General features: G+C 64.5%; 16 protein-coding genes. 11 read left to right on the top strand and 5 right to left on the bottom strand.

Annotated features, from left to right (window positions below; all coding sequences use genetic code 11):
• The first annotated feature begins 7 nt into the window (after positions 1–7).
• The 9 genes from trpB to KZJ38_RS36145 all read left to right on the top strand — a co-directional run bounded on the left by trpB (position 8) and on the right by KZJ38_RS36145 (position 10,284).
• Complete coding sequence (trpB, locus tag KZJ38_RS36185) at positions 8–1,201, top strand: tryptophan synthase subunit beta (protein WP_219801791.1); 1,194 nt, start codon at positions 8–10, stop codon at positions 1,199–1,201.
• Positions 1,202–1,212: 11 nt separating this feature from the next.
• Positions 1,213–2,145, top strand: a complete 933-nt coding sequence (locus KZJ38_RS36180) for a DNA-methyltransferase (RefSeq protein ID WP_219801790.1) — start codon at positions 1,213–1,215, stop codon at positions 2,143–2,145.
• Between the two features lie 85 nt (positions 2,146–2,230).
• Entirely contained in the window at positions 2,231–3,052 is an 822-nt protein-coding gene (gene trpA, locus KZJ38_RS36175) for a tryptophan synthase subunit alpha (protein ID WP_219801789.1), read from the top strand.
• Positions 3,053–3,151: 99 nt separating this feature from the next.
• On the top strand, positions 3,152–4,024 hold the full coding sequence (gene accD, locus KZJ38_RS36170; RefSeq protein ID WP_075159106.1) for an acetyl-CoA carboxylase, carboxyltransferase subunit beta: 873 nt from the start codon (positions 3,152–3,154) through the stop codon (positions 4,022–4,024).
• A 222-nt stretch (positions 4,025–4,246) separates the two neighbouring features.
• Positions 4,247–5,557 carry a bifunctional tetrahydrofolate synthase/dihydrofolate synthase gene (folC, locus tag KZJ38_RS36165; protein ID WP_219801788.1) on the top strand — a complete coding sequence of 437 codons (1,311 nt, stop codon included), beginning with the start codon at positions 4,247–4,249 and terminating at the stop codon, positions 5,555–5,557.
• Positions 5,558–5,585: 28 nt separating this feature from the next.
• Positions 5,586–6,656, top strand: a complete 1,071-nt coding sequence (locus KZJ38_RS36160; RefSeq protein ID WP_219801787.1) for an SPOR domain-containing protein — start codon at positions 5,586–5,588, stop codon at positions 6,654–6,656.
• Between the two features lie 7 nt (positions 6,657–6,663).
• Positions 6,664–7,218 (top strand): CvpA family protein, encoded by a 555-nt coding sequence (locus KZJ38_RS36155; RefSeq protein WP_219801786.1) that lies wholly within the window; start codon positions 6,664–6,666, stop codon positions 7,216–7,218.
• Between the two features lie 69 nt (positions 7,219–7,287).
• Positions 7,288–8,838: an amidophosphoribosyltransferase gene (purF, locus tag KZJ38_RS36150; RefSeq protein ID WP_219801785.1), complete on the top strand. Its 1,551-nt coding sequence runs from the start codon at positions 7,288–7,290 to the stop codon at positions 8,836–8,838.
• Between the two features lie 252 nt (positions 8,839–9,090).
• The gene (locus KZJ38_RS36145) at positions 9,091–10,284 is read left to right on the top strand and encodes an O-succinylhomoserine sulfhydrylase (protein ID WP_219801784.1); all 1,194 of its coding nucleotides are present in this window, start codon (positions 9,091–9,093) and stop codon (positions 10,282–10,284) included.
• Positions 10,285–10,458: 174 nt separating this feature from the next.
• On the opposite strand, the gene KZJ38_RS36140 is transcribed toward KZJ38_RS36145, so the two are convergent.
• Positions 10,459–11,295, bottom strand: a complete 837-nt coding sequence (locus tag KZJ38_RS36140; protein ID WP_219801783.1) for a helix-turn-helix domain-containing protein — start codon at positions 11,293–11,295, stop codon at positions 10,459–10,461.
• Between the two features lie 67 nt (positions 11,296–11,362).
• The gene (locus tag KZJ38_RS36135; protein WP_219801782.1) at positions 11,363–11,704 is read right to left on the bottom strand and encodes an FKBP-type peptidyl-prolyl cis-trans isomerase; all 342 of its coding nucleotides are present in this window, start codon (positions 11,702–11,704) and stop codon (positions 11,363–11,365) included.
• 168 nt (positions 11,705–11,872) lie between these two features.
• Between KZJ38_RS36135 and KZJ38_RS36130 the strand changes: the two genes are divergently transcribed.
• Positions 11,873–12,679 (top strand): sensor histidine kinase, encoded by an 807-nt coding sequence (locus KZJ38_RS36130; RefSeq protein ID WP_219801781.1) that lies wholly within the window; start codon positions 11,873–11,875, stop codon positions 12,677–12,679.
• A 259-nt stretch (positions 12,680–12,938) separates the two neighbouring features.
• Entirely contained in the window at positions 12,939–14,282 is a 1,344-nt protein-coding gene (locus tag KZJ38_RS36125; protein ID WP_219801780.1) for a hemolysin family protein, read from the top strand.
• 38 nt (positions 14,283–14,320) lie between these two features.
• Here the strand turns inward: KZJ38_RS36125 and treY are convergent, their stop codons facing one another.
• Genes treY through treZ form a run of 3 tightly spaced genes read right to left on the bottom strand, consistent with a single transcriptional unit; the run spans position 14,321 to position 21,488 of the window.
• Positions 14,321–17,311, bottom strand: coding sequence for a malto-oligosyltrehalose synthase (gene treY, locus KZJ38_RS36120; protein WP_219801779.1), 2,991 nt, complete (start codon positions 17,309–17,311; stop codon positions 14,321–14,323).
• Positions 17,308–19,587 carry a 4-alpha-glucanotransferase gene (malQ, locus tag KZJ38_RS36115; protein ID WP_219801778.1) on the bottom strand — a complete coding sequence of 760 codons (2,280 nt, stop codon included), beginning with the start codon at positions 19,585–19,587 and terminating at the stop codon, positions 17,308–17,310. The genes treY and malQ overlap by 4 nt, the downstream gene beginning before the upstream one ends.
• On the bottom strand, positions 19,587–21,488 hold the full coding sequence (treZ, locus tag KZJ38_RS36110; RefSeq protein WP_219801777.1) for a malto-oligosyltrehalose trehalohydrolase: 1,902 nt from the start codon (positions 21,486–21,488) through the stop codon (positions 19,587–19,589). Before treZ ends, malQ begins: the two co-directional genes overlap by 1 nt.
• Between the last annotated feature and the right edge of the window lie 20 nt (positions 21,489–21,508).

Genomic DNA, 21,508 nt, shown 5'->3' with positions numbered 1-21,508 from the left:
GACGGAAATGTACAACTTACCTGATGAACGAGGCCACTTCGGCCAGTACGGCGGCGTGTTCGTCGCTGAAACCCTCATGCATGCGCTCGAAGAACTGCGCATCGCCTACGAGAAATCCCAGACCGATCCGGACTTCATCGCCGAATATCAGCGCGAACTGAAGCACTTCGTCGGTCGTCCTTCCCCGGTTTATCACGCGCAGCGTTGGAGCGAACTGCTCGGCGGCGCGCAGATCTATCTGAAGCGCGAAGACCTGAACCACACCGGCGCCCACAAGGTGAACAACGTGATCGGCCAGGCGCTGCTCGCGAAACGCATGGGCAAGCCGCGCGTGATCGCGGAAACGGGCGCCGGCCAGCACGGCGTCGCGACCGCGACGATCGCCGCACGCTTCGGCATGGAATGCGTGGTCTACATGGGCGTCGAGGATGTGCACCGGCAGGCCGCCAACGTGTATCGCATGAAGCTGCTCGGCGCGACCGTGGTGCCCGTCGAATCGGGCTCGCGCACGCTGAAAGATGCGCTGAACGAAGCGATGCGCGACTGGGTCACCAACGTCGAAAACACGTTCTACATCATCGGCACGGTGGCCGGCCCGCATCCGTACCCGATGATGGTGCGCGACTTCCAGCGCGTGATCGGCGACGAATGCAAGGTGCAGATGCCCGAGCTGGTTGGCCGCCAGCCGGATGCGGTGATCGCGTGCATTGGCGGCGGTTCGAACGCGATGGGCATCTTCTACCCGTATATCGAAGACAAATCGGTGCAGCTGGTCGGCGTCGAAGCGGCCGGCGACGGCATCGACACGGGCCGCCACGCGGCGTCGCTGACGGGCGGCACGCCGGGCGTGCTGCACGGCAACCGCACGTACCTGCTGCAGGACGAAAACGGCCAGATCATCGAAACGCATTCGATCTCGGCCGGTCTCGACTACCCGGGCGTGGGCCCCGAGCACGCGTGGCTCAAGGATAGCGGCCGCGCGCAATACGTCGCGATCACCGACGAGGACGCGCTCAAGGCGTTTCACGACTGCTGCCGCATTGAGGGGATCATCCCCGCGCTCGAATCGAGCCACGCGCTGGCATATGCGACGAAACTCGCCCCGACGCTGCCGAAGGACAAGGTCCTGCTGGTCAACCTGTCGGGCCGTGGCGACAAGGACATGCACACGGTCGCCGAGCGATCGGGTATCAAGTTCTGAGCGCCGCGGCGATGCGCGACGAGTTCGAGGAATCGCAGCCAGCGCTCGACACCGCTGCGGCAGAGGTGGGGCAAGCCGCCGCGCAACCGGTCGCGGAACAACCGGTTGCGCAGGTCGCCGCACCTGCGGTCATGCCGCCTGCCGCGCCTGCGGTGCTGTTGCCGGTGCCGGCCGCGATCGAACTTCGCAACCGCGACTTCCTGACCGATGCGGCGAACCTGCCGGACCAGTCGATCGACCTGATTCTTGCCGATCCGCCGTACGGGCTCGGCAAGGACTACGGCAACGACTCCGACATGCGTTCGGGCGACGATTTTCTCGCCTGGACGCGCGAGTGGCTCGAACTGTCGATTCCCAAGCTCAAGCCGACCGGTTCGCTGTATATCTTCTGCACGTGGCAGTACGCGCCCGAGATCTTCTGCTTTCTGAAGACAAAACTCACGATGGTCAACGAAATCATCTGGGATCGGCGCGTACCGAGCATGGGCGGCACGACGCGGCGTTTCACGTCGGTGCACGACAACATCGGTCTGTTCGCGGTGTCGAAAGACTACTATTTCGATCTCGATCCCGTCCGTATCCCGTACGATGCGGCCACGAAGAAGGCGCGTTCGCGCAAGTTGTTCGAAGGCAGCAAGTGGCTGGAGATGGGCTACAACCCGAAAGACGTCTGGTCGGTGTCGCGCCTGCATCGGCAGCATGCCGAGCGGGTCGATCATCCGACCCAGAAGCCGTTGGAAATCGTCGAGCGGATGGTGCTCGCCAGCTGCCCGCCGGGCGGCCGCGTGCTCGATCCGTTTATGGGAAGTGGCACCACGGCAGTGGCTTGCGCGCGTCAGCAGCGCCAGTTCGTCGGCTATGAGATCAATGAAAGTTACTGCGCGATAGCGCGAGAACGCGTCAGTTTGGCAGCGGCTTCGGTAGCGTCCGCGGCATCGGCATAATCGAGCGCCGAACGCGGATGGACCATTGGGTTACTCACCCGCTAGCCGGAAAAACGCGCAGTTAATCGACTTCGAGAAAATCAACATGTCCCGAATCAACCAGACATTCGCGGCGCTTGCCGCACAGAAGCGCAAAGGCCTGATCCCGTTCATCACGGCGGGCGATCCCGATCCGAAGCGCACCGTCGAATTCATGCACGCGCTTGTCGCGGGCGGCGCCGACGTCATCGAGCTCGGCGTGCCGTTTTCAGACCCGATGGCGGACGGTCCGGTCATCCAGCGCTCGTCCGAGCGCGCGCTCGCGAAAGGCGTGACGCTGCGCGACGTGCTGGCTGACGTCAAGCGTTTCCGCGAGAAGGACGACAAGACGCCGATCGTGCTGATGGGCTACGCGAATCCGATCGAGCGCATCGGCGCGGAAGCGTTCGCCAAGGCCGCCACCGAGGTGGGTGTGGACGGCGTGCTGGTCGTCGACTATCCGCCCGAAGAATGTGCGCCGTTCGCCGAGAAAATGAAGGCCGCCGGCATCGATCCGATCTTCCTGCTCGCGCCGACCTCGACCGACGAGCGCATCGCGGCGGTCGGCCGCGTGGCGAGCGGCTACGTCTATTACGTGTCGCTAAAAGGCGTGACCGGCGCCGGACATCTGGACGTTCTTGATATTGCAGGTAAAATCCCGGCCATCAAGTCGCGGGTATCGCTTCCGGTTGGGGTCGGATTCGGCATCCGCGATGCGCAATCGGCGCGTGCAGTGGCGGAAGTCTCCGATGCAGTCGTGATCGGCAGCCGGATCGTCAATCTGCTCGAAGACGCGGCTCCCGAAGCCGCCGCCGAATCGCTGACCCGGTTTATCCGGGAAATCCGTCAGGCAATCGATTCGATTGGTGCGGGCGCCCGCACAGCCTGATCCGGCAATCGATCAACATCAGAAACAAGGCCGTCGGTACGCGTTTTGCGCGCATTGCGCGAGAGGTAGCGCGTACCGAAGGCCCGGAGAAAATCAATCATGAGCTGGCTCGACAAATTGCTGCCGCCCAAAATCAAGCAAACCGATCCGAAAAGCCGCAAAGGCATTCCGGAAGGCCTGTGGATCAAATGCCCGTCGTGCGAAGCGGTGCTTTACCGCAACGACGTCGAGGCGAATCTGCACGTCTGTCCGAAGTGCGATCACCATATGCGGATCGGCGCGCGCGAGCGCCTCGATGGGCTGCTCGATGCGGAAGGCCGCTATGAGATCGGCCAGGAAATCCTGCCGGTCGACGCGCTCAAGTTCAAGGACAGCCGCAAGTATCCGGACCGTCTGAAGGAAGCGATCGACGAAACCGACGAAACCGACGCAATGGTCGTGATGGGCGGCGCGATTCACACGCTGCCGGTGGTGGTGGCGTGCTTCGAGTTCTCGTTTATGGGCGGCTCGATGGGCTCGGTGGTCGGCGAGCGTTTCGCGCGCGGCGCGCAGAACGCGCTCGAACAGCAGGTGCCGTTTATCTGCTTCACCGCCTCGGGCGGCGCGCGGATGCAGGAAAGCCTGCTTTCGCTGATGCAGATGGCGAAGACCACCGCGATGCTGACGCGCCTCGCCGAAGCGAAGCTGCCGTTTATCTCGGTGCTGACCGATCCGACCATGGGTGGCGTGTCGGCGAGCTTCGCCTTCCTGGGCGACGTCGTGATCGCCGAACCGAAGGCGCTGATCGGCTTCGCGGGCCCGCGCGTGATCGAGCAGACCGTGCGCGAAAAGCTGCCGGAAGGCTTCCAGCGCGCCGAGTTCCTGCTGCAGAAGGGCGCGATCGACATGATCGTCGACCGTCGCAAGCTGCGCGAAGAAATTGCGCAACTGATGGCGCTGCTCACGCGTCAGCCCGCCGACGCGGTCGCTTAACGATAGGGCGGTTGCCAAAGCGATAAGCTGGGCGCCGCGATGTTGCGAGCTTCGCGCACACCACGGCCGGAAACCACGCCGCGCGCGCGGAAACACTGCCGCAGGCGAGCGGGCACACGCCCCAGCGAACAACAGACAACGCGCCGCGAGCGACAGGCAAGCGGCGCGTTGTCGTTTCCGGGATAATTGCGGACCGCACTCCCCGCATTCCCGCTTGATTCGATGACCACATTCCCCACCCTCGATGCGTGGCTCACGCATCTCGAAACTGCGCATCCGGTCGGTATCGATATGGGCCTCGAGCGGATCAGCCGGGTTCGCGATGCATTGCAGCTGTCGTTCGCGTGCCCCGTAATCACCGTCGGCGGCACCAACGGCAAAGGGTCGACCTGCGCGATTCTCGAGTCGATCCTGCTGCGCGCCGGCTACACGGTCGGTTGCCACACGTCGCCGCACTTGCTGTCGTTCAACGAGCGCGCCCGCGTGAACGGCGAGAACGCGAGCGACGCCGATCTGCTACCGCACTTCGAAGCCGTCGAACGGGCGCGCATGAGTCTCGATGAGCCGCCGTCGCTGACGTACTTCGAATTCACGACGCTCGCGATCATGCAACTGTTCGCCTCGCGCGGCCTCGACGCGGTGGTCATGGAAGTAGGCCTTGGCGGCCGCCTCGACGCAGTCAATATTCTCGATGCCGATTGCGCGATCATCACGAGCATCGACATCGATCACACCGAATACCTCGGCGATACGCGCGAGAAGATCGCGTTCGAGAAGGCCGGTATTTTCCGCGCGGGACGGCCGGCAATTTGCGCCGATCCGCTGCCGCCGCAAACCTTGATCGACCATGCGCACACGATCGGCGCCGATCTGTGGCTGTTCGGCAAGGATTTTCGCTACGAGGGCCAGGCGGGCAGTGAACGCCAGCAGTGGAATTACGTCGGCCGCACGCTGCGCCGCTCGGCGCTCGCGTATCCGGCGTTGCGCGGCGCCAATCAGCTGATCAACACGTCGGCGGCGCTGGCAGGGCTTGAAGCGCTGCGCGACCGCCTGCCGGTTTCCGCGCAGGATATCCGTCTTGGTCTGGCGAACGTCGAATTGCCGGGCCGGTTTCAGGTCTTGCCGGGCAAGCCGTCGATTGTGCTCGACGTTGGGCATAACCCACACGCGGCGGCCGTGCTCGCGCAAAATCTCGGCAATATGGGCTATTTTCCGTACACTTACGCGGTGTTCGGCTCGATGCGCGACAAGGACATTGCAGGCGTGCTCGCACACCTGAAAGGCGAAATCGACCACTGGTGCGTGACCGACCTGCCGACGCCGCGCGGCGCCTCGGCGGAGCAACTGGAGGCCGCGTTGCGCGACGCGGGCGTTGCTGACGGCGCGGACAGCAGCATCACGCGCTTCGCGTCGGCTTCGGAAGCATTTCAGGATGCGCTAAAACGGGCCTCCGACAATGATAGAATTATCGTTTTCGGAAGTTTCTTTACCGTTGCGGGCGTGATGGCCTGGCGGAAATCGCAGCAACACTGAACGCGGGCAGCCTCGAACCAAGGCATTCATGGCAATTTTCTCGTTCGGCAAGAAAGACGGCGCGCCCAACCGGCGCGGTGCAGATTCCAGTCCCAGACGGGGCTCAAACAGGAGCTCAAGCGCGGCCGATCGTGGCGAGCGCGTCGAAAGGCGAACCCGGCGCGCCGAACGGGCCGGCGACGCGGACGCGATGCTGCTCGATCCCACCTTGCCGGAAAAGCAGCGCGCACGGCGGCGGCTGGTCGGCGCGATCGCGCTGGTGGTCGCGGCGGTCGTGATTCTGCCGATGGTGCTCGATTCGCACCCGAAACCCGTCACCGACGATATTTCAATCGATATTCCGAGCCGCCCTGTATCGCGGGCGCGCGTGCAGGATCCGCAGGACACCCAGGCGGGCGTCGCACCCGATAACCCGGCCGCGCCGGAAGGTGCGCAGGGCGCGGCAGCGGGCGTGCAAGGCGCGCCGGCGCCGTCCAGCGAGTCACCGTCGACAAACGTCGCGACCGCGGCCAACGGGTCGTCGAGCCGCAGCGCAGCGACACAGACGCAAGCGCAGGGTGAGGGCGCGGGCAAGCAGGCGCAACAGCCAACGCAGTCCGCGGGCAAAGTTCAGCAAGCGCCGGTAACGGCCGCGAACAACGCAGCTGCCGCGGCGAAACCGGCGGCGAAGTCCACGCAAGCGCAAACGCACACGCAAACTGCAGCGGCGAACACCGCCCCGGCAACGAAATCGACGCAATCGGCAACTCAGGCAACAACTCAGGCAACGCAGACGGCATCGGCGGAATCCTCCGCGAACACCACGCCAGGCGCGGCAGCCGCGCTGGCCGATTCCGGCACGCCGACGGCGCCGCCGGGCAGCCGCTTCGCGGTGCAACTGGGTTCGTTTACCGATGATGCAAACGCGCGCAATTGGGCCAGCAAGTTGAAAGCGGCCGGTGTGCCCGCATATCTCGAAAAGCGGAAGCAAGCTGACGGTTCGACGCGAACATTGCTGCGCGCAGGACCGTTCGCGGACCGCGCGGCGGCGTCGGCAGCGATAGCGAAGGTTCGTGAAGCCGGCTTGACGTCGGGCGCGAACAACGGCTCGGCTCAATAAGCCAGCGATGTTCACCGCGTTCGACTACGCTGTTATGGCGGTGATCGGCCTGTCAGCGCTGCGCGGCACGTGGCGCGGCTTTCTGTCCGAGATCTTCGGGCTGATCGGCTGGATCGTGGCGTTTCTGATTGCGTGCCGGTTTGTCGGGCTGGTCGTGCCGTACATGCCCGAGCATTGGCCGGGCGGCGCGCTGACACAATGGCTGCTCGCATTTGCGGTCATCGTGATTGCGGTCATGCTGGTGGCGGGCGTGGCAAATGCCTTGCTCAGTCGCCTCGTGCAGGTATCGGGATTGAGCGGCATCGACCGCTCGCTCGGATTGATGTTCGGCCTCGTGCGCGGGGTCATTCTGGTGCTGGTTCTGGTCGCGCTTGCAGGACTGACCGAACTGCCCCAGCAGGCATTCTGGCGTAACGCGTTGCTGCGGCCGTATGCGGAGCAGGGCGTGCGAGAGTTGAAGCCGTTGCTTCCGGACGCCATTGCGGCGTACGTCCATGTGGGCGACGCGGGTGCCGGAGCAAACGGTAGCACTGCGGGCAACACCGCGGCCTCCGGCCCGTGAAGCGCGGCGGCACGCCGGCGCAAGCAAGCCGGCCGCCGAAACGAATTTCGTACCTTTGAAGGACATGCCATGTGCGGCATCGTAGGCGTAGTTTCCCAGTCCCCGGTCAACCAGCTTATCTATGACAGCCTGCTGCTGCTGCAGCACCGCGGTCAGGACGCCGCCGGCATCGCGACGGCGGACGGCAACAACTTTCACATGCACAAGGCGAACGGCATGGTGCGCGACGTGTTCCGCACGCGCAACATGCGCAGCTTGCCGGGCACGGTCGGCATCGGCCAGGTGCGCTACCCGACCGCGGGTTCCGCATCGAGCGAAGAGGAAGCACAGCCGTTCTACGTGAACGCGCCGTTCGGCATCATCCTCGCGCACAACGGCAACCTGACGAACTGGCCGCAACTGAAAGACGAGATGTTCCGCGTCGATCGCCGCCACATCAACACGAATTCCGACACCGAAGTGCTGCTCAACGTGTTCGCGCACGAACTGCAGCTCGCGAGCTCGGGCCTCGAACTCGATCCGTCGGCGCTCTTCAAGGCCGTGTCGGGCGTGCATCGTCGCGTGCGCGGGTCATACGCGATCGTGTCGCTGATCGCCGGGTACGGCCTCGTGGGTTTCCGCGACCCGTTCGGTATTCGCCCGCTGTGTATCGGCAAGCTCGAGACGGATCACGGCACCGAATGGATGCTCGCATCGGAATCGGTGGCGCTCGAAGGCATTGGCTTCGAATTCGTCCGCGACGTGCTGCCGGGCGAGGCGGTCTTTATCGACCTCGAAGGCAATTTCCACGCGCAGCAGTGCGCGACGAACGCGAGCCTGAACCCCTGCATTTTCGAACTCGTCTATCTTGCGCGTCCGGACTCGGTGCTCGATGGCGTGCCCGTCTACAACGCACGTCTGCGGATGGGCGATTACCTCGCCGAGAAGATCAAGCGCGTTCTGCCGGCAGACCTGAAAATCGACGTCGTGATGCCGATTCCCGATTCGTCGCGTCCGGCTGCGATGCAGGTGGCCGCGAAGCTTGGCGTCGAGTATCGCGAAGGCTTCTTCAAGAACCGCTACGTGGGCCGCACGTTTATCATGCCGGGCCAGGCCGTGCGCAAGAAGTCGGTCCGCCAGAAGCTCAACGCGATGGGCATCGAGTTCAAGGGCAAGAACGTGCTGATCGTCGACGATTCGATCGTGCGCGGCACGACCTCGCATGAAATCGTGCAGATGGCGCGCCATGCGGGCGCGAACAAGGTGATCTTTGCGTCGGCGGCGCCGCCGGTGAAATTCCCGAACGTGTACGGCATCGATATGCCGACGCGCGGCGAACTCGTCGCGCACGGCCGCACGGACGACGAAGTCGCGCGCATGATCGGCGCCGATTACCTCGTGTATCAGGACGTCGACGCGCTGAAGAACGCGGTACGCGACATCAACCCGGCGCTGAAGGATTTCGACGCGTCGTGTTTCGACGGCAACTACATCACCGGCGACGTGACGAGCGAATACCTCGATGGCGTCGAACTCGCGCGCCTCGCGCCGGCCGCGCAATCGGACCGCGATGCGGCAAGCGAAGCGATCGACGGCGGCACCGCGCGTTCACAACTGCATCTGCAGCTGTCGGTCGAATGAGGCTGCGCGACAACGACGGTGCTAGAATCCTGACTTGCGTCGATTTGAATTCAGCTTGCGGACGCAGGGCGGCCTGACAAAGGTTTCCCGAAACAGCTAAAGCGAACGGTGGCCGCGCAAGCGCGCCGCTCTACCGCTCAAGCTGCTCCGCACACACAAAGCCCGCTGATTGCCGACGCAACGCGGGCTTTTTTGTTGCCGGCTCGCCGGTGCCGGATAACGGAAACAACGGATAGAACGGAAAGAACGACTATGGACGATACCTTCAACTTCGATACCCTCGCGGTCCGTTCGGGCACGCTGCGCAGCGACTTCGGCGAGCATTCGGAAGCGTTGTTCCTGACCTCGAGTTTCGTGTTCGCGAATGCGGCCGAAGCGGCCGAGCGCTTCAAGAATTCGGAAGACTTCTACACCTACTCACGCTTCACGAACCCGACCGTGACGATGTTCCAGGACCGGCTCGCGGCGCTCGAAGGCGGCGAAGCGTGCATGGCGACCGCATCGGGCATGAGCGCGATCCTGTCGGTGGTGATGTCGGCGATGCAGGCGGGCGATCACCTCGTGAGCTCGCAGAGTCTGTTCGGTTCGACGCTCGGCATGTTCTCGCAGATCTTCAGCAAGTTCGGCATCACGACCACCTTTGTCGACCCGACCGATCTCGACGCGTGGAAAAACGCCGTGCGCCCCGAGACGAAGATGTTCTTCCTCGAAACGCCGTCGAACCCGCTGACCGAAATCGCCGATATCGAAGCGATCGGCAAGATCGCGAAGGCGGCGAATGCGTTGTTCGTCGTCGACAACTGTTTTTGCAGCCCTGCGCTGCAGCAGCCGCTGAAACTGGGCGCCGACGTCGTCATGCATTCGGCCACGAAGTTTCTCGACGGCCAGGGCCGCGTGCTCGGCGGCGCGCTGGTCGGCTCGAGGCAGTTCATCATGGAGAAGGTGTTTCCGTTCGTGCGCAGCGCGGGCCCGACGCTGTCGGCGTTCAACGCGTGGGTGCTGTTGAAGGGCATGGAAACGCTGTCGCTGCGCGTCGATCGTCAGTCGGCAAATGCGCTTGCGATTGCGAGCTGGCTCGAAACGCATCCGGCGGTGAAGCGCGTGTTCTATCCGGGCCTCGAATCGCATCCGCAATATGCGATCGCGAAGCGTCAGCAAAAATCGGGCGGCGCGATCGTGTCGTTCGAACTGAAGGGCGATACGCCGGAAGCGCAGCGCGCTAACGCGTGGCGCGTGATCGACAGCACGAAGATCTGCTCGATCACCGGCAATCTCGGCGATACGCGCACGACGATCACGCATCCGGCCACCACGACGCACGCGCGCATTACACCGGAAGCGCGCGCGGCCGCGGGCATTACCGAAGGGCTGATTCGTCTCGCGGTCGGACTCGAAGATGCGGGCGATGTTCGCGCGGATCTCGAGCGTGGTTTGAACGGCGCGTGAATGCCGGGCTTGCCGCTCTGCTAGCGCATTGAACACGAAGCAGGAACCTGAAGCCGCGGCAACGCGGCTTCAGGAATCGTGACGGGAAGCGCCGGAAACCGCGCGGTGCGCTAACGCTAGCAGATGCGCGCGAACCGTCACGGTCACAGCCGCGCAAAAACCCGCTACATGTGCTCAATGCCGCAACGCACGCCACTGTCCCGGCGCGATCCCAAACCGGCGCGTAAACGCATGCGTATACGCGCTCTGATCGCCGAACCCCACATCGAGCGCGACGTCGGTCAGCGTTCGGCGCGGATCGGCAAGCAGCGTAATCGACGTATCGAGCCGCAAGCGCTGCAGATAGCGATGCGGCGTCTCGCCGAACGCTTCGATAAAAAGCTGGTGAAACCGTCGCAATCCGAAGCCGCAATGCGCGGCGAGATCGGCGATACGCAGCGGTTCTGAGAGATGCGCGCGTAACCAGCGGTCGATGCGGGCGAAGTCGAGGCCGATGGCCGCGCGGTGCGCATTGGACGTACCTGAAGCGCTAGCGAAATCACCCGCGCCGCTTGCGCCTTGCACGAGCGCCGCACATAACCGCGTCGCGGCATTCCAGTTGAAGCGGCGCGACACCGCGGGGACGTCGTCCATTTCGACGAAGCCGCCACCGCTACTCCGTATAGCAGCACGCGTGGCAATCTCGCCGACCAGCTGCATCAACCCGCTATCGACATCCATCGTCCGTGCGCGCTCGAAAAGCCGCTCAGGCACCGCAAGCGACGCAGCGGGCAAATCGAGCACGAGCTGCCGGTTTTCGCCGATGCCCGCATAGTCGTGACGCGACCCCGCCGGCACGAGCCACGCCGAACGCCGGTCGATTTGCCGCTCGATGCCGTCGACAGCCATCACCATCGAGCCGTCGAGACCGAGCACGATCTGATGGAAGTCGTGCACGTCCGACGCTTCGGTCTCGCTGAAGCGTCGCAACGACACGCTTGGCGACGCAACGGTGACGATGCTGCTGGCCATAAACTTGTGCGCTCTTTCCCTCGGTCTGGCGCCCGCGCTTCAGTCGCTGCGCGGACGCGGCCCATGCTCAGACGTCGAGCAGTTCGACTTCGAACACGAGCGTCGCATTCGGCGGAATCACGCCACCCGCGCCGCGCGGACCGTAGCCGAGTTGCGGCGGAATTGTCAGACGCCGCACGCCGCCGACCTTCATGCCCTGCACACCTTCGTCCCAACCCTTGATGACCATCCCGCCGCCGAGCACGAACGCGAACGGGTCGTTGCGGTCCTTGCTCGAGTCGAACTTCTGGCCGTCGGTGAGCCAGCCCGTGTAGTGAACGCTGACCGTCTGGCCCGCACGCGCTTCGGCGCCGGTGCCTTCGGTCAGATCTTCGTATTTCAGGCCGGATTCAGTGGTCACGGTCGGCATAAGTTGCTCCCTTGAGGTTCAATCGAAACCGATATTGTAGGCGCGTTGCGTATATACAGCGAATCTGGTGCGTGTCGCGCGTTTTCGCGCAATGGGCTTGCCTATAATGTTGGCTGGCCATTCAAAGCGAACCGCGAATCAAACCGCGAATCGCGAACTGTTACGAGGATGTCGACCGTGACCACGCCTTTCCCAGCGAACAGCAGTCATGAACTGGGCGTGCCCGGCGCCGCGGCGTCGGAACGTGTCGCCCGTTTGTGCGCGCAGACGGCGCTTTTTATGCGCGACCATGTGCTGTCGCTCGTTTCTCATGATCTGCGCAGCCCGCTCAACGCCATCCATAGCTGGGCCTATGTGCTCGAGCGCAAGGTGGACGGCGCCGATGCGACCGCGCAGCGCGCGCTGGCGGGCATCCGCAGCGGCGTCGAGCAGCAGGTGCAATTGCTCGAATCGATCGTCGACACCACGCGCGCCGAGACGAAATCGCTTGCGCTCAAGCGCGAGCGTTTCGAGTTGCGTCCGCTGGTCGACACGACCGTGATGGATGTGCGCGACATGCTCGCGCAGCCGCGCGGCGTGAGGCTCATGCTCGAAACACCGCTTGCCGCCGAACAACTCGATGGCGACCGCGAGCGTCTGGCCGCGGCGCTCTGGCTCATGCTGACTTTCGCAACCGAAGCGAGCGCGCCGGACTCGATCGTCACACTCGAAACGCGTGCGGATACATCGATGTGGCACGCAACTGCGACCTATACCGCGGCGCTCGACGCCCTAGGCGATGCAGCGCTACCGCATCTGCTCGAAAACTTCGCGCGCAGGCAGGCATGCGAACCGCGCGAGGCAGGGCGAATCGCGTGGGTGCTTGCGCTGTGCAAGCGCGTGGCCGAAGCGCATGACGGCGCGTTCGAGCAAGGCGAGTTCGCGCAGGGGCAGCCAGCGAAACTGTCGCTGCGAGTGCCGCTGAACGCCGGTTAAATCGCGCGAGCGCGGCGTTCCGATTTCGACGTTCAGCACGACGTCACGTATCTGCTGCTCCAATCGATTCAGGCGGCGCCTCATGGCGCAGCCTGAATCGCCTCACCGCGCATCGCCTCACCGCGCATCGCCTCACCGCGCATCACGACACATCGCATTGCCCCGCACGGCGTGATCCAATAACCGCTTCGCAGCGCACATCATTTTCGCCGGCCTTTCACCCTCTATACTGACGGTTTTGTTGCCGGAGCCCGCCGCCTTGATCCAGGTCGTCGCCCTAATTGGTGCGTTGCTTCTCGTCGCACTCAACGGCTTTTTCGTCGCGGCCGAGTTCGGCCTTGTGAAGTTGCGTCAAACGCGCGTACAGACGCTCGCGCAAAAACACGGCGTACGCGGCAAGCTGCTCGCCACCGTTCATCAGCGGCTCGATGCGTATCTCTCGGCGTGTCAGCTCGGCATTACGCTCGCTTCGCTCGGCCTCGGATGGATCGGCGAACCGGCCTTCGCGGATCTGTTGACGCCGGTCTTCAGCGTGCTCGGCATCGAGTCCGAGAAGCTGATACACGGCATCTCGCTGTTCTTCGCGTTCTCGTGCATTTCGTTTCTGCATATCGTGGTCGGCGAGCTTGCGCCGAAGTCGCTGGCAATCCGTCAGGCCGAGAAGGTCTCGTTGTGGGTCGCGCTGCCGCTGTACGCGTTTTATTGGGCAATGTATCCGGCCATCTGGCTGCTCAATACAAGCGCAAACGCGGTGCTGCGAATCGCGGGTCTAACGGCCGATCACGGCGGCGACGCGCACTATTCGAACGAAGAGCTCAAGCTGATTCTGCGCGCGCGCCGCACGAGCGTGGCCGACGAAATCGAACTGCCGGGCCGCACGTATAGCCCCGACGAATGGAACACGATCGCGCATTCGCTCGATTTCTCGCGCATGACCGTCTCCGACCTGATGCGGCCCGCGCACGAACTGGTGAGCCTGCGTCACGATCTGCCGTGGCGCGACAATATGCAGATCGTCGCGCGCCATCGTTTCAGCCGCTATCCGCTCTTCGAGGACGCGTCGGGCGAACGCGTCGCCGGCACCATTCATTTGAAGGATCTGCTGCTCGCGCGGCATGCGGGCAGTTCGCTCGACGACCTGTCGAAGTACGTACGCCCCGTGCAATACGTGAAGCCCGATATGCCGGCGCTCGAACTGTTTCGCCGCTTTCGCAAGGGCGCGCCGCATCTGGCGCTCGTCGGGCACAAGCACGAAAAGCCGATGGGCTTTCTGACGCTCGACAATCTGCTCGGCGCGCTTGTCGGCCAGATTCACGACGAATTCCGCCAGGGCGATCAGGACTGGACGCGCCTCGACGACGGCACCTTGATGGGCAAGGGCAGCCTGCCCGTGGTATCGCTCGAGCGCGCGCTCGGTATCGATATCGATGAAGGACGCGCGGAGTCGGTCGGCGGCCTCGTCATTCAGGCGCTGCGCGATTTGCCGGCCGAAGGGCAGCGCGTGGAATTCGACCGCTTCGATATCGTCGTGAAGAAGATGACGGGGCCGCGCATCGTCCTCGTGCGGGTGTATCCGAAGGAGTTCGACGACGAGGGCGGTTAAGCCGGCATGCCGCTCGCTCATGCTGCCGCTCATGTTGCCTATGTCCGCGGCACACCATCCTCGACGAGCACCGCAACCGGCATCGACGTCAACGCATCGCGCAGATACAGCAAGCCATTGTCTTCGACCTTCGGTGCGGCCGGACTGACCCAATCGAACATCGCGCGCCCGAACAGTTCTTCCGGCATCCGTACCGCGGTGTCTTCCCAGCGAGCCGGTTCGACCAGCGGAATATCGGCGAGCGCGCGGTCGCCGGCCTTCGCATCGGCGTCGGCTTCAGAAAGCAGCGGCACCGCGAGCCGCGTCGCAATCACCACGGCCCACGCGTTTCCCTGCCGCCGTGCAAATGCAATCGCGCGCTCCGCATGCGCACCTTCCACCGCGAGCGGCACATACGCGCCCTGACTCAGCAGCTCAGGCAGGTGCGTGCGCAGCGCGAGCATCCGCTGCACGATCGCGAGCTTCACGCGTCCATCGTGCCAATCGGCGAGAAACTCCGAAGGCGGCTTTTCCGCGAGCATCGCGGCGCGTTTCTCGAAGTCGACGGGCCGCCGGTTATCGGGATCGACCAGACTGAAGTCCCATAACTCGGTGCCTTGATACAGGTCCGGCACACCGGGCGACGCGAGCCGCAAAATGGTCTGCTGCAGGCTATTGATCACACCCGCACGACTGATCCGCGCAACGAACGCGCACAGCTCGCGCAGAAAACCATCGCGCCGTTGCGGCGCGAGAATGTCGAACAGAAACGCGCGGCATGCATTCTCAAACGCCTCATCGGGTGCAAACCAGTTCGTGCGCACCTTCGCCTCGCGCAGCCCTTTTAGCAGCCATTGCGCGACGCGTTCGGCAAGTTCCGCGATGCCGGCCTCGTCGTCGGCGCTCAGATCGGGCGGCCAGCAGCCAACCAGCGTCTGATACATCATCGCTTCCGCCGCGGGGCCGGGTGCCCAGTCGTCGGTCAGCGCATCGGCGGTCGTGTCGCCGGAGGGCGCGCGCCGCTGCGGCGTATTCAAGGTCGACCACGCGCGCAGTGTCGCGCTCCATTCGTCGGCGATTTCGCTGAGCACCGCGAGCCGCGCGCGCACGTCTTCGCCGCGCTTGTGATCGTGCGTCGCCGTCACGAGCATCGCGTGCGGATAGCGCCGCGCACGCTCGAGATTGCTCGCATGAAACTGATCGACCGATATCGCGAATTCGCCCGGATCGGCGCCGACTTCGTTGCGCGAGATCAGACGGCCATAGCGATAGCACGCGGTGTCTTCGATCGCCTTCGCCGCAACGGGCGCGGTCAATTGCGAGAACAACGTTTGCACGGTGCGCCGCGCGGCGGCCGCGTGATTGAACGCACCGGTGGCCGCGCCTTGCGGCGGATGTTGCGCGCGCGGGTTGGTCCGCGCATCCGTCCGTGCGTCCGTTCTCAAGTCCGTTCGCAGGTCCGTCCTCAGGTCCGTTGCTTCGCGATTGCTCCCCGCGGCAGCCGCTTCGCGCACGCCAGCAGGTTCGTCGACACCGCTGCCAAGCCACATATCGACACGCTCGAGCACGGTGCAATCCGCACGCGACAGCATCCGCCGCGCGGCATCGAGCGCCTGGTCGAAATACACGTTGTCGGCTGCGCTGCGCAGGCCGTTCTGCGGATAGATCCGATACACCGGAAAGTGCGCGGCAAGCTCGCCGGTCACGCGCCGGATCGACGTGTAGGTGAAATCGCGCGTCGCGAGGTTATCGCGCGCAACGCGATGCAGCGCGCGTGCCGCGCGGTCCAGTTCCGCCGCAAGGTTCTCATTCAGAATCTTGCGTCGCGCGACCAACGCTTCGTCGGCAAATACCGCGCTGCGCCCGCTCAATTCAGCCCACGTCGACGCAAGCGGTTCCGCGCCGCGCGGATCGTGCAGCAGCGCGCCGACGTCGTTCATAAAATCGTAACCGGTCGTGCCGTCCACGGGCCAGTCGTCGCGCAACGGCTCGCCGCGCGCGAGAATCTTTTCGACCACGATATACGGCGCGCCCTCGCGCAGCTCCGAGAGCCGCTGCCGCAAACGCTGGCAGTATTCGCGCGGCTCGGCGAGCCCGTCGATATGATCGATGCGCACGCCATCGACGACGCCTTCGGCATAGAGACGAAACACGAGCGCATGCACCGCTTCGAACACTTCGGGCCGCTCGACGCGCACCGCGGCAAGCGTGCTGATATCGAAGAAGCGCCGCCAGTTCACTTCGTCGGCAGCGGTGCGCCACCACGCGAGGCGGTAATGCTGGCGCTCGAGCAACCGATGCAGATGATCGCGCGTGACCGGATCTTCAGGCGCATACGCCTGAAGAACGAAGTCGATGGACGTCGCGCCGTTCTGCCTCGCGAATTCGCGCAGCGCATCGCACGCTTGCGCCGCGCGCGGCTGATCGGCAGGCTGCGTCGTGAGGCCGCGAAACTGCTCGGCAAGCGCATTCAGATCGGTGCGATCGGCCGACTGCAGCAGCGCCGCGTAGTCGATCGGGCAGACGGGGCAAACATGATCGCCATATTCGATATTGAAGCGCCCCGTATCGGCCGCAAAGCGCAGCTTGATGCGGCCCGCCGCGAGCTCTTCCCCGTAGGGCGCGCCGAGGCAGGGCAACAGCACCTTGCCGCGCAACGCAGGGTCCGGCGAATGCCAGTCCACATCGAAATGCCGCGCGTACGCGCTATGCCGGCCCCATTCGAGAATGTCGCGCCACCATCCGTTATGCGCACCCGATCCCGCGATGCCCATATGGTTCGGCACGATGTCGACAATGAGCCCCATGCCGCGCTCATGCAGCTTGTCGGCAAGCCGCTTCAACGCCGCTTCGCCGCCGCATTCGGCGCTGACCTGCGTGTAGTCGACCGTATCGTAGCCGTGCATCGAGCCCGGCACCGCGCTCGTCACCGGCGACGCGTACAGATGGCTGATGCCGAGCGCGGCGAAATATTCGAGATGCGCAAGCGCATCGTCGAAGGTGAAGCCCCGATGAAACTGGAGCCTGAGCGTGGAGCGCGGGACGGTCATGGCGTGTTCGGCAAGGAGGAAGCGGAAGAGCCCGAAGCGGTGGAGGAGCCGCTTGCATCCGGCGTGCCCGGCGCGCCTCGCGTGCCGGCTTTGGCGGGCGCTTCCACCGCAGCGGCCGCGCGCGCCCGATCGACTGCGCGCAAGCGGTCGCAGAACGTCGTATCCGCAAACAGCGCGTCGACCGGCTGCTTCACACGGCGGCGCCAGTTCGGATGCTCGTCGATCGAGCCGGGCAGGTTCGGCTGCTCTTCGAGCCCGAGCAGGTCTTCAAGCGGATACGTGGCGAGCGGCGACGGCGTCGCGGCGATAAACGCGAGCGCTTCGTCGACGGGCGCCTGATCGGCCGGCGGCGGCGCGACATCGCGCGCGGCGACACCCGCCTGCTGGAAGGCGCTCCACAGCGCGGCACGATCCGCACCGCGTTCGGCTTGCGCCGCTTCGACCGGATCGCGGCCGTCGCTGCGCGGCATGGTCTGGCCGATGCGGTTGCGCCACATGATGTCTTCGCCGCGCCACCAGCCGGTGACGGTCGGCAGATCGTGCGTGGTGGTCGTCGCGGCCGCGTTGCGGTCCCATTCGGACGGTTGCAGAAAGCCGTCGTCTTCAGGCGTGCGCTCGAACCACAGCACGCGAATGCCGGACAGCCCATGGTCGGCGAGCCGCTCGCGAAATCCGGGCGGCACGGTGCCGAGATCTTCGCCGATCACGATCGCGCGATGCCGCCACGATTCGAGCGCGATCAGGCGCAGCATATCGTCGAGCGGATAGCGCAGATACGCGCCGTTTTTCGCGCGCTCGCCTTCCGGTACGAGCCATAGGCGCCGCAGGCCGAGAATATGGTCGATGCGCACGCCGCCCGCGTGCGCGAACACGGTGCGCAGCATATCGATAAACGCCGAGAATCCCTGCGTACGCATCGCGCGCGGCGAGAACGTCGTGAGTCCCCACGACTGGCCCGCCTGGTTGAAGAGATCGGGCGGCGCGCCGACCGACACGCCGTGCAGCATGTCGTCGCGATACGACCATGCATGACTGCCTGCGCTATCGCAACCCACGGCGAGATCCGCGATCAGTCCGACCGCCATGCCCGCATCGCGCGCCGCGTGCTGCGCATGCGAGAGCCCCTTCGCCGCGAGCCATTGCAGAAACAGATGAAACTCGACTTCATGCCGATGCTCGCCGGCGAACGCCTCGACTTCAGGGCTGCGCGGATCGCGCAACGGCTCGTCCCACTTACGCCAATAGCCTTCGCCATCGGGCTGCGCGAGTTGATACGCGTGCAGGGCCTCGAAACGCGCATGATCCTCGAGCGCGCGTCCGCCGCGCACACAGAAGCCGTGAAATTCGAGCGCGCGCGGCAAATCCTGCGCACGGTCGTGCGCGCAGAATTGCTCGAACAGGATGCGTAGCACCTTGAGCTTGAGCGGCACGGCAGCCGGCCAGTCGATCAGCGGCAGCGTTTCGAGCTGGCGCCATGCGTCGCCGGCTTGCGCGGTTTCGATTGCGCGACGCGCCGCCTCCGCACCGAATACGGCGGCGGGATCGATATGCGCGGCGTTCAGCCACAAGCGCGACGACGGCGCGTACGGGCTGAAACGCTGCGGCAGCGCGCTGAACATCGCGTGCGTCGGGCTCACGGCAAGCGCGTGCGCGCCGCGCTTCGCGCTTTCGATCGCGAGCGTGGCGAGGGCTGTGTAGTCGCCGATGCCGCCATCGCCGATGCGGCGCAGCCCGTAAATCTGCGCGGCGATCCCCCACAGCGGCGGCGTGGTTTTTTTGTCCGCGTCGTCGGCATGCAGCGTGCGCCACGCATCGTCGACCGTATAGCAGCGCGCGGGCGCGACCGCGAGCGTCATCCGGTGATCGTTGATCACGAGCGTGTGATAACCGGCTTCGTCGATCGGCGCGAGCAGCGCCGCTTCGCCTTTCGGCGCGGTGAAACGGCCATCGATCAATGCGCCGCTTTCGAGCTCGATCCGATAGCGGCTGCCGGATTTCACCGAGGCCGCGGAAAGGGCGATGCCGCGTCCGCATTCGGCGGTCATCAGCGGCGGCAGCTTGCGGCCCGACAGTTCGGCGTCGAGCGCCGCGGCGCTCTGGCGAATCTGCGTGGCGTTGCCGCACTGCAGGCCCATTCTTTCGAGCAGTGCGATGAGGGTCGTGTCCGGCACGCGTCGCATGGTCTGGTGCGCGTCTTGCCATTCGATTTCGAATCCGGCGCGTGTCGCAAGGCTGGCAATCGATTCGCTGGGGCGTCGGGCAGCTTTCACGCGCATCACTCCTGATGTGCGCGGTGTCGCGCATCGTGTCCAGTGGCGTATTCGCAGACGTCGCCGGTCAGCCAGGCGACGAACGACTGCGCGGGCAATTCGCCATCGTCGACGCGATCGCGCGCGCGCGGCGGTGTTTCGAAAATCACCTTGCCCGGCGGCCGATTGGTCGAAGACAACGGCACCGGCTGTTCCGCGAGGTTCAGCACGATCGACAGCGTCTCGCCGTCGGTGAGCTGCCAGCGCGCGGCGAGGGCCTTCGCTTCGCTGCCGTCCTGCGCCTTGAGTACGGTTGCGCCGAGCGGCTTCGCATGCTTCAGGCGCGGCATGATCAGTTTCGCGCGCACGGCCAGCGCCGATTTATAGAAGTGCATCCATTCGAGCCGCTCGGGCGAGGTGTCCTCGTGACCGCGCGGCGACGACTTCACGAGCGTATGCGGATCGTTCGGGTCGGGAATCTGCGCGCGGCGCTTTTCATCGGCGAACGAAGCGAAGCGCGCGAATTCGCGGCGGCGTCCTTCGCGCACCGCATCGGCGAGATCGCCCGTGTAGTCGGTGAAGAACAGGAACGGCTGCTCGGAGCCGTACTCTTCGTCCATGAAAAGCAGCGGAATTTGCGGCGACAGCAGCACGAGCCCGATCGCCGCGCGCAACGCATCGTCGGAGCACAGCGACCGCAGCCGTTCGCCCATCGCGCGATTGCCGATCTGATCGTGGTTCTGCAGGAACATCACAAACGCGGTGGGCGGCAGATGGCCGCTCGCTTCGCCGCGCGGTTCGCCGTCGTGGATCGGCGACGGGTCACCCTGATACGCAAAGCCGCTCGACAGCACGCGCGCAAGCTGGCGAATCGGCTGTTTCGCATATGCGTGGTAGTAGCCTTCGGTTTCGCCGGTCAGCAGCACGTGCAGCGCGTTGTGCGCATCGTCGTTCCATTGCGCGGTGAAATGCGTGTCGAGCAGGTTCGCGGTGTTGCGCTCGTTTTCGAGAATCAGATGCACGTGGCGGCCATGCTGCACTTTCGCACGGATATGGTCCGCGACCTCGCGCAGCCACTCGTCGTTGCGAATCGCATGGACCGCATCGAAGCGCAGCCCGTCGAAGCGGAATTCGTTGATCCAGTACAGCGTGTTGTCGCAGAAGAACTCGCGCACTTCCATGCGTTCGAAATCGATCGCCGGGCCCCACGGCGTATGCGTGTTTTCGCGGAAAAACGGCTTCGCATACTGATGCAGATAATTGCCGTCCGGCCCGAAGTGGTTATAGACGACGTCGAGTATCACCATCAGCCCGAGGCCATGCGCGGCATCGATCAGCGCTTTCAGATCGTCGGGGCGGCCGTAGGCCGAATCGGGCGCGAACGGCAGCACGCCGTCGTAGCCCCAGTTGCGCGTGCCGGGAAAATCGTTGAGCGGCATTAGTTCGATCGCGGTTACGCCGAGTTCGACGAGCGACGGCAGCCGTTTCATCACGCCGTCGTAGCCGCCGAGCGCGCCGACGTGCAATTCATAAATCACCGCTTCTTCCCAAGGTCTGCCGTGCCAGTGCGTGTGCTGCCACTGATACGCGCGTGGGTCGATCACTTCGCTCGGGCCGTGCACGTCCTGCGGCTGAAAGCGCGATGCGGGGTCTGGCACCGTGAGCTTGCCGTCGAGACGATAGTGATAGAGCGTGCCGGGGCCGCATCCGGTTTCGAGGTCGAACCAGCCGTTGCCCGATTCGTTCATTTCATGCGCGCCTTCGCAGGCAGTGCCATTTTCGATCAGCAGTTCGACTTTCTTGCACGATGGCGCCCAGAAGCGGAAACGCGTGCGCGGCTTCGCGCCGCGCGCGCCGAGCACCTGCGCGCCGAACGGCAGGCAGTGCGCGTGTTCATGCGCGTGGGGATCAATAGCTCTGTCATGCATGATCGTCACCTTTGGTGAAA

It is taken from the genome of Paraburkholderia edwinii (assembly GCF_019428685.1).
In the GTDB taxonomy this organism is placed as follows: Bacteria; Pseudomonadota; Gammaproteobacteria; order Burkholderiales; family Burkholderiaceae; genus Paraburkholderia; species Paraburkholderia edwinii.
Note: the sequence above shows the minus strand (reverse complement) of the source record. Positions and strands in the feature narration are given on the sequence as shown.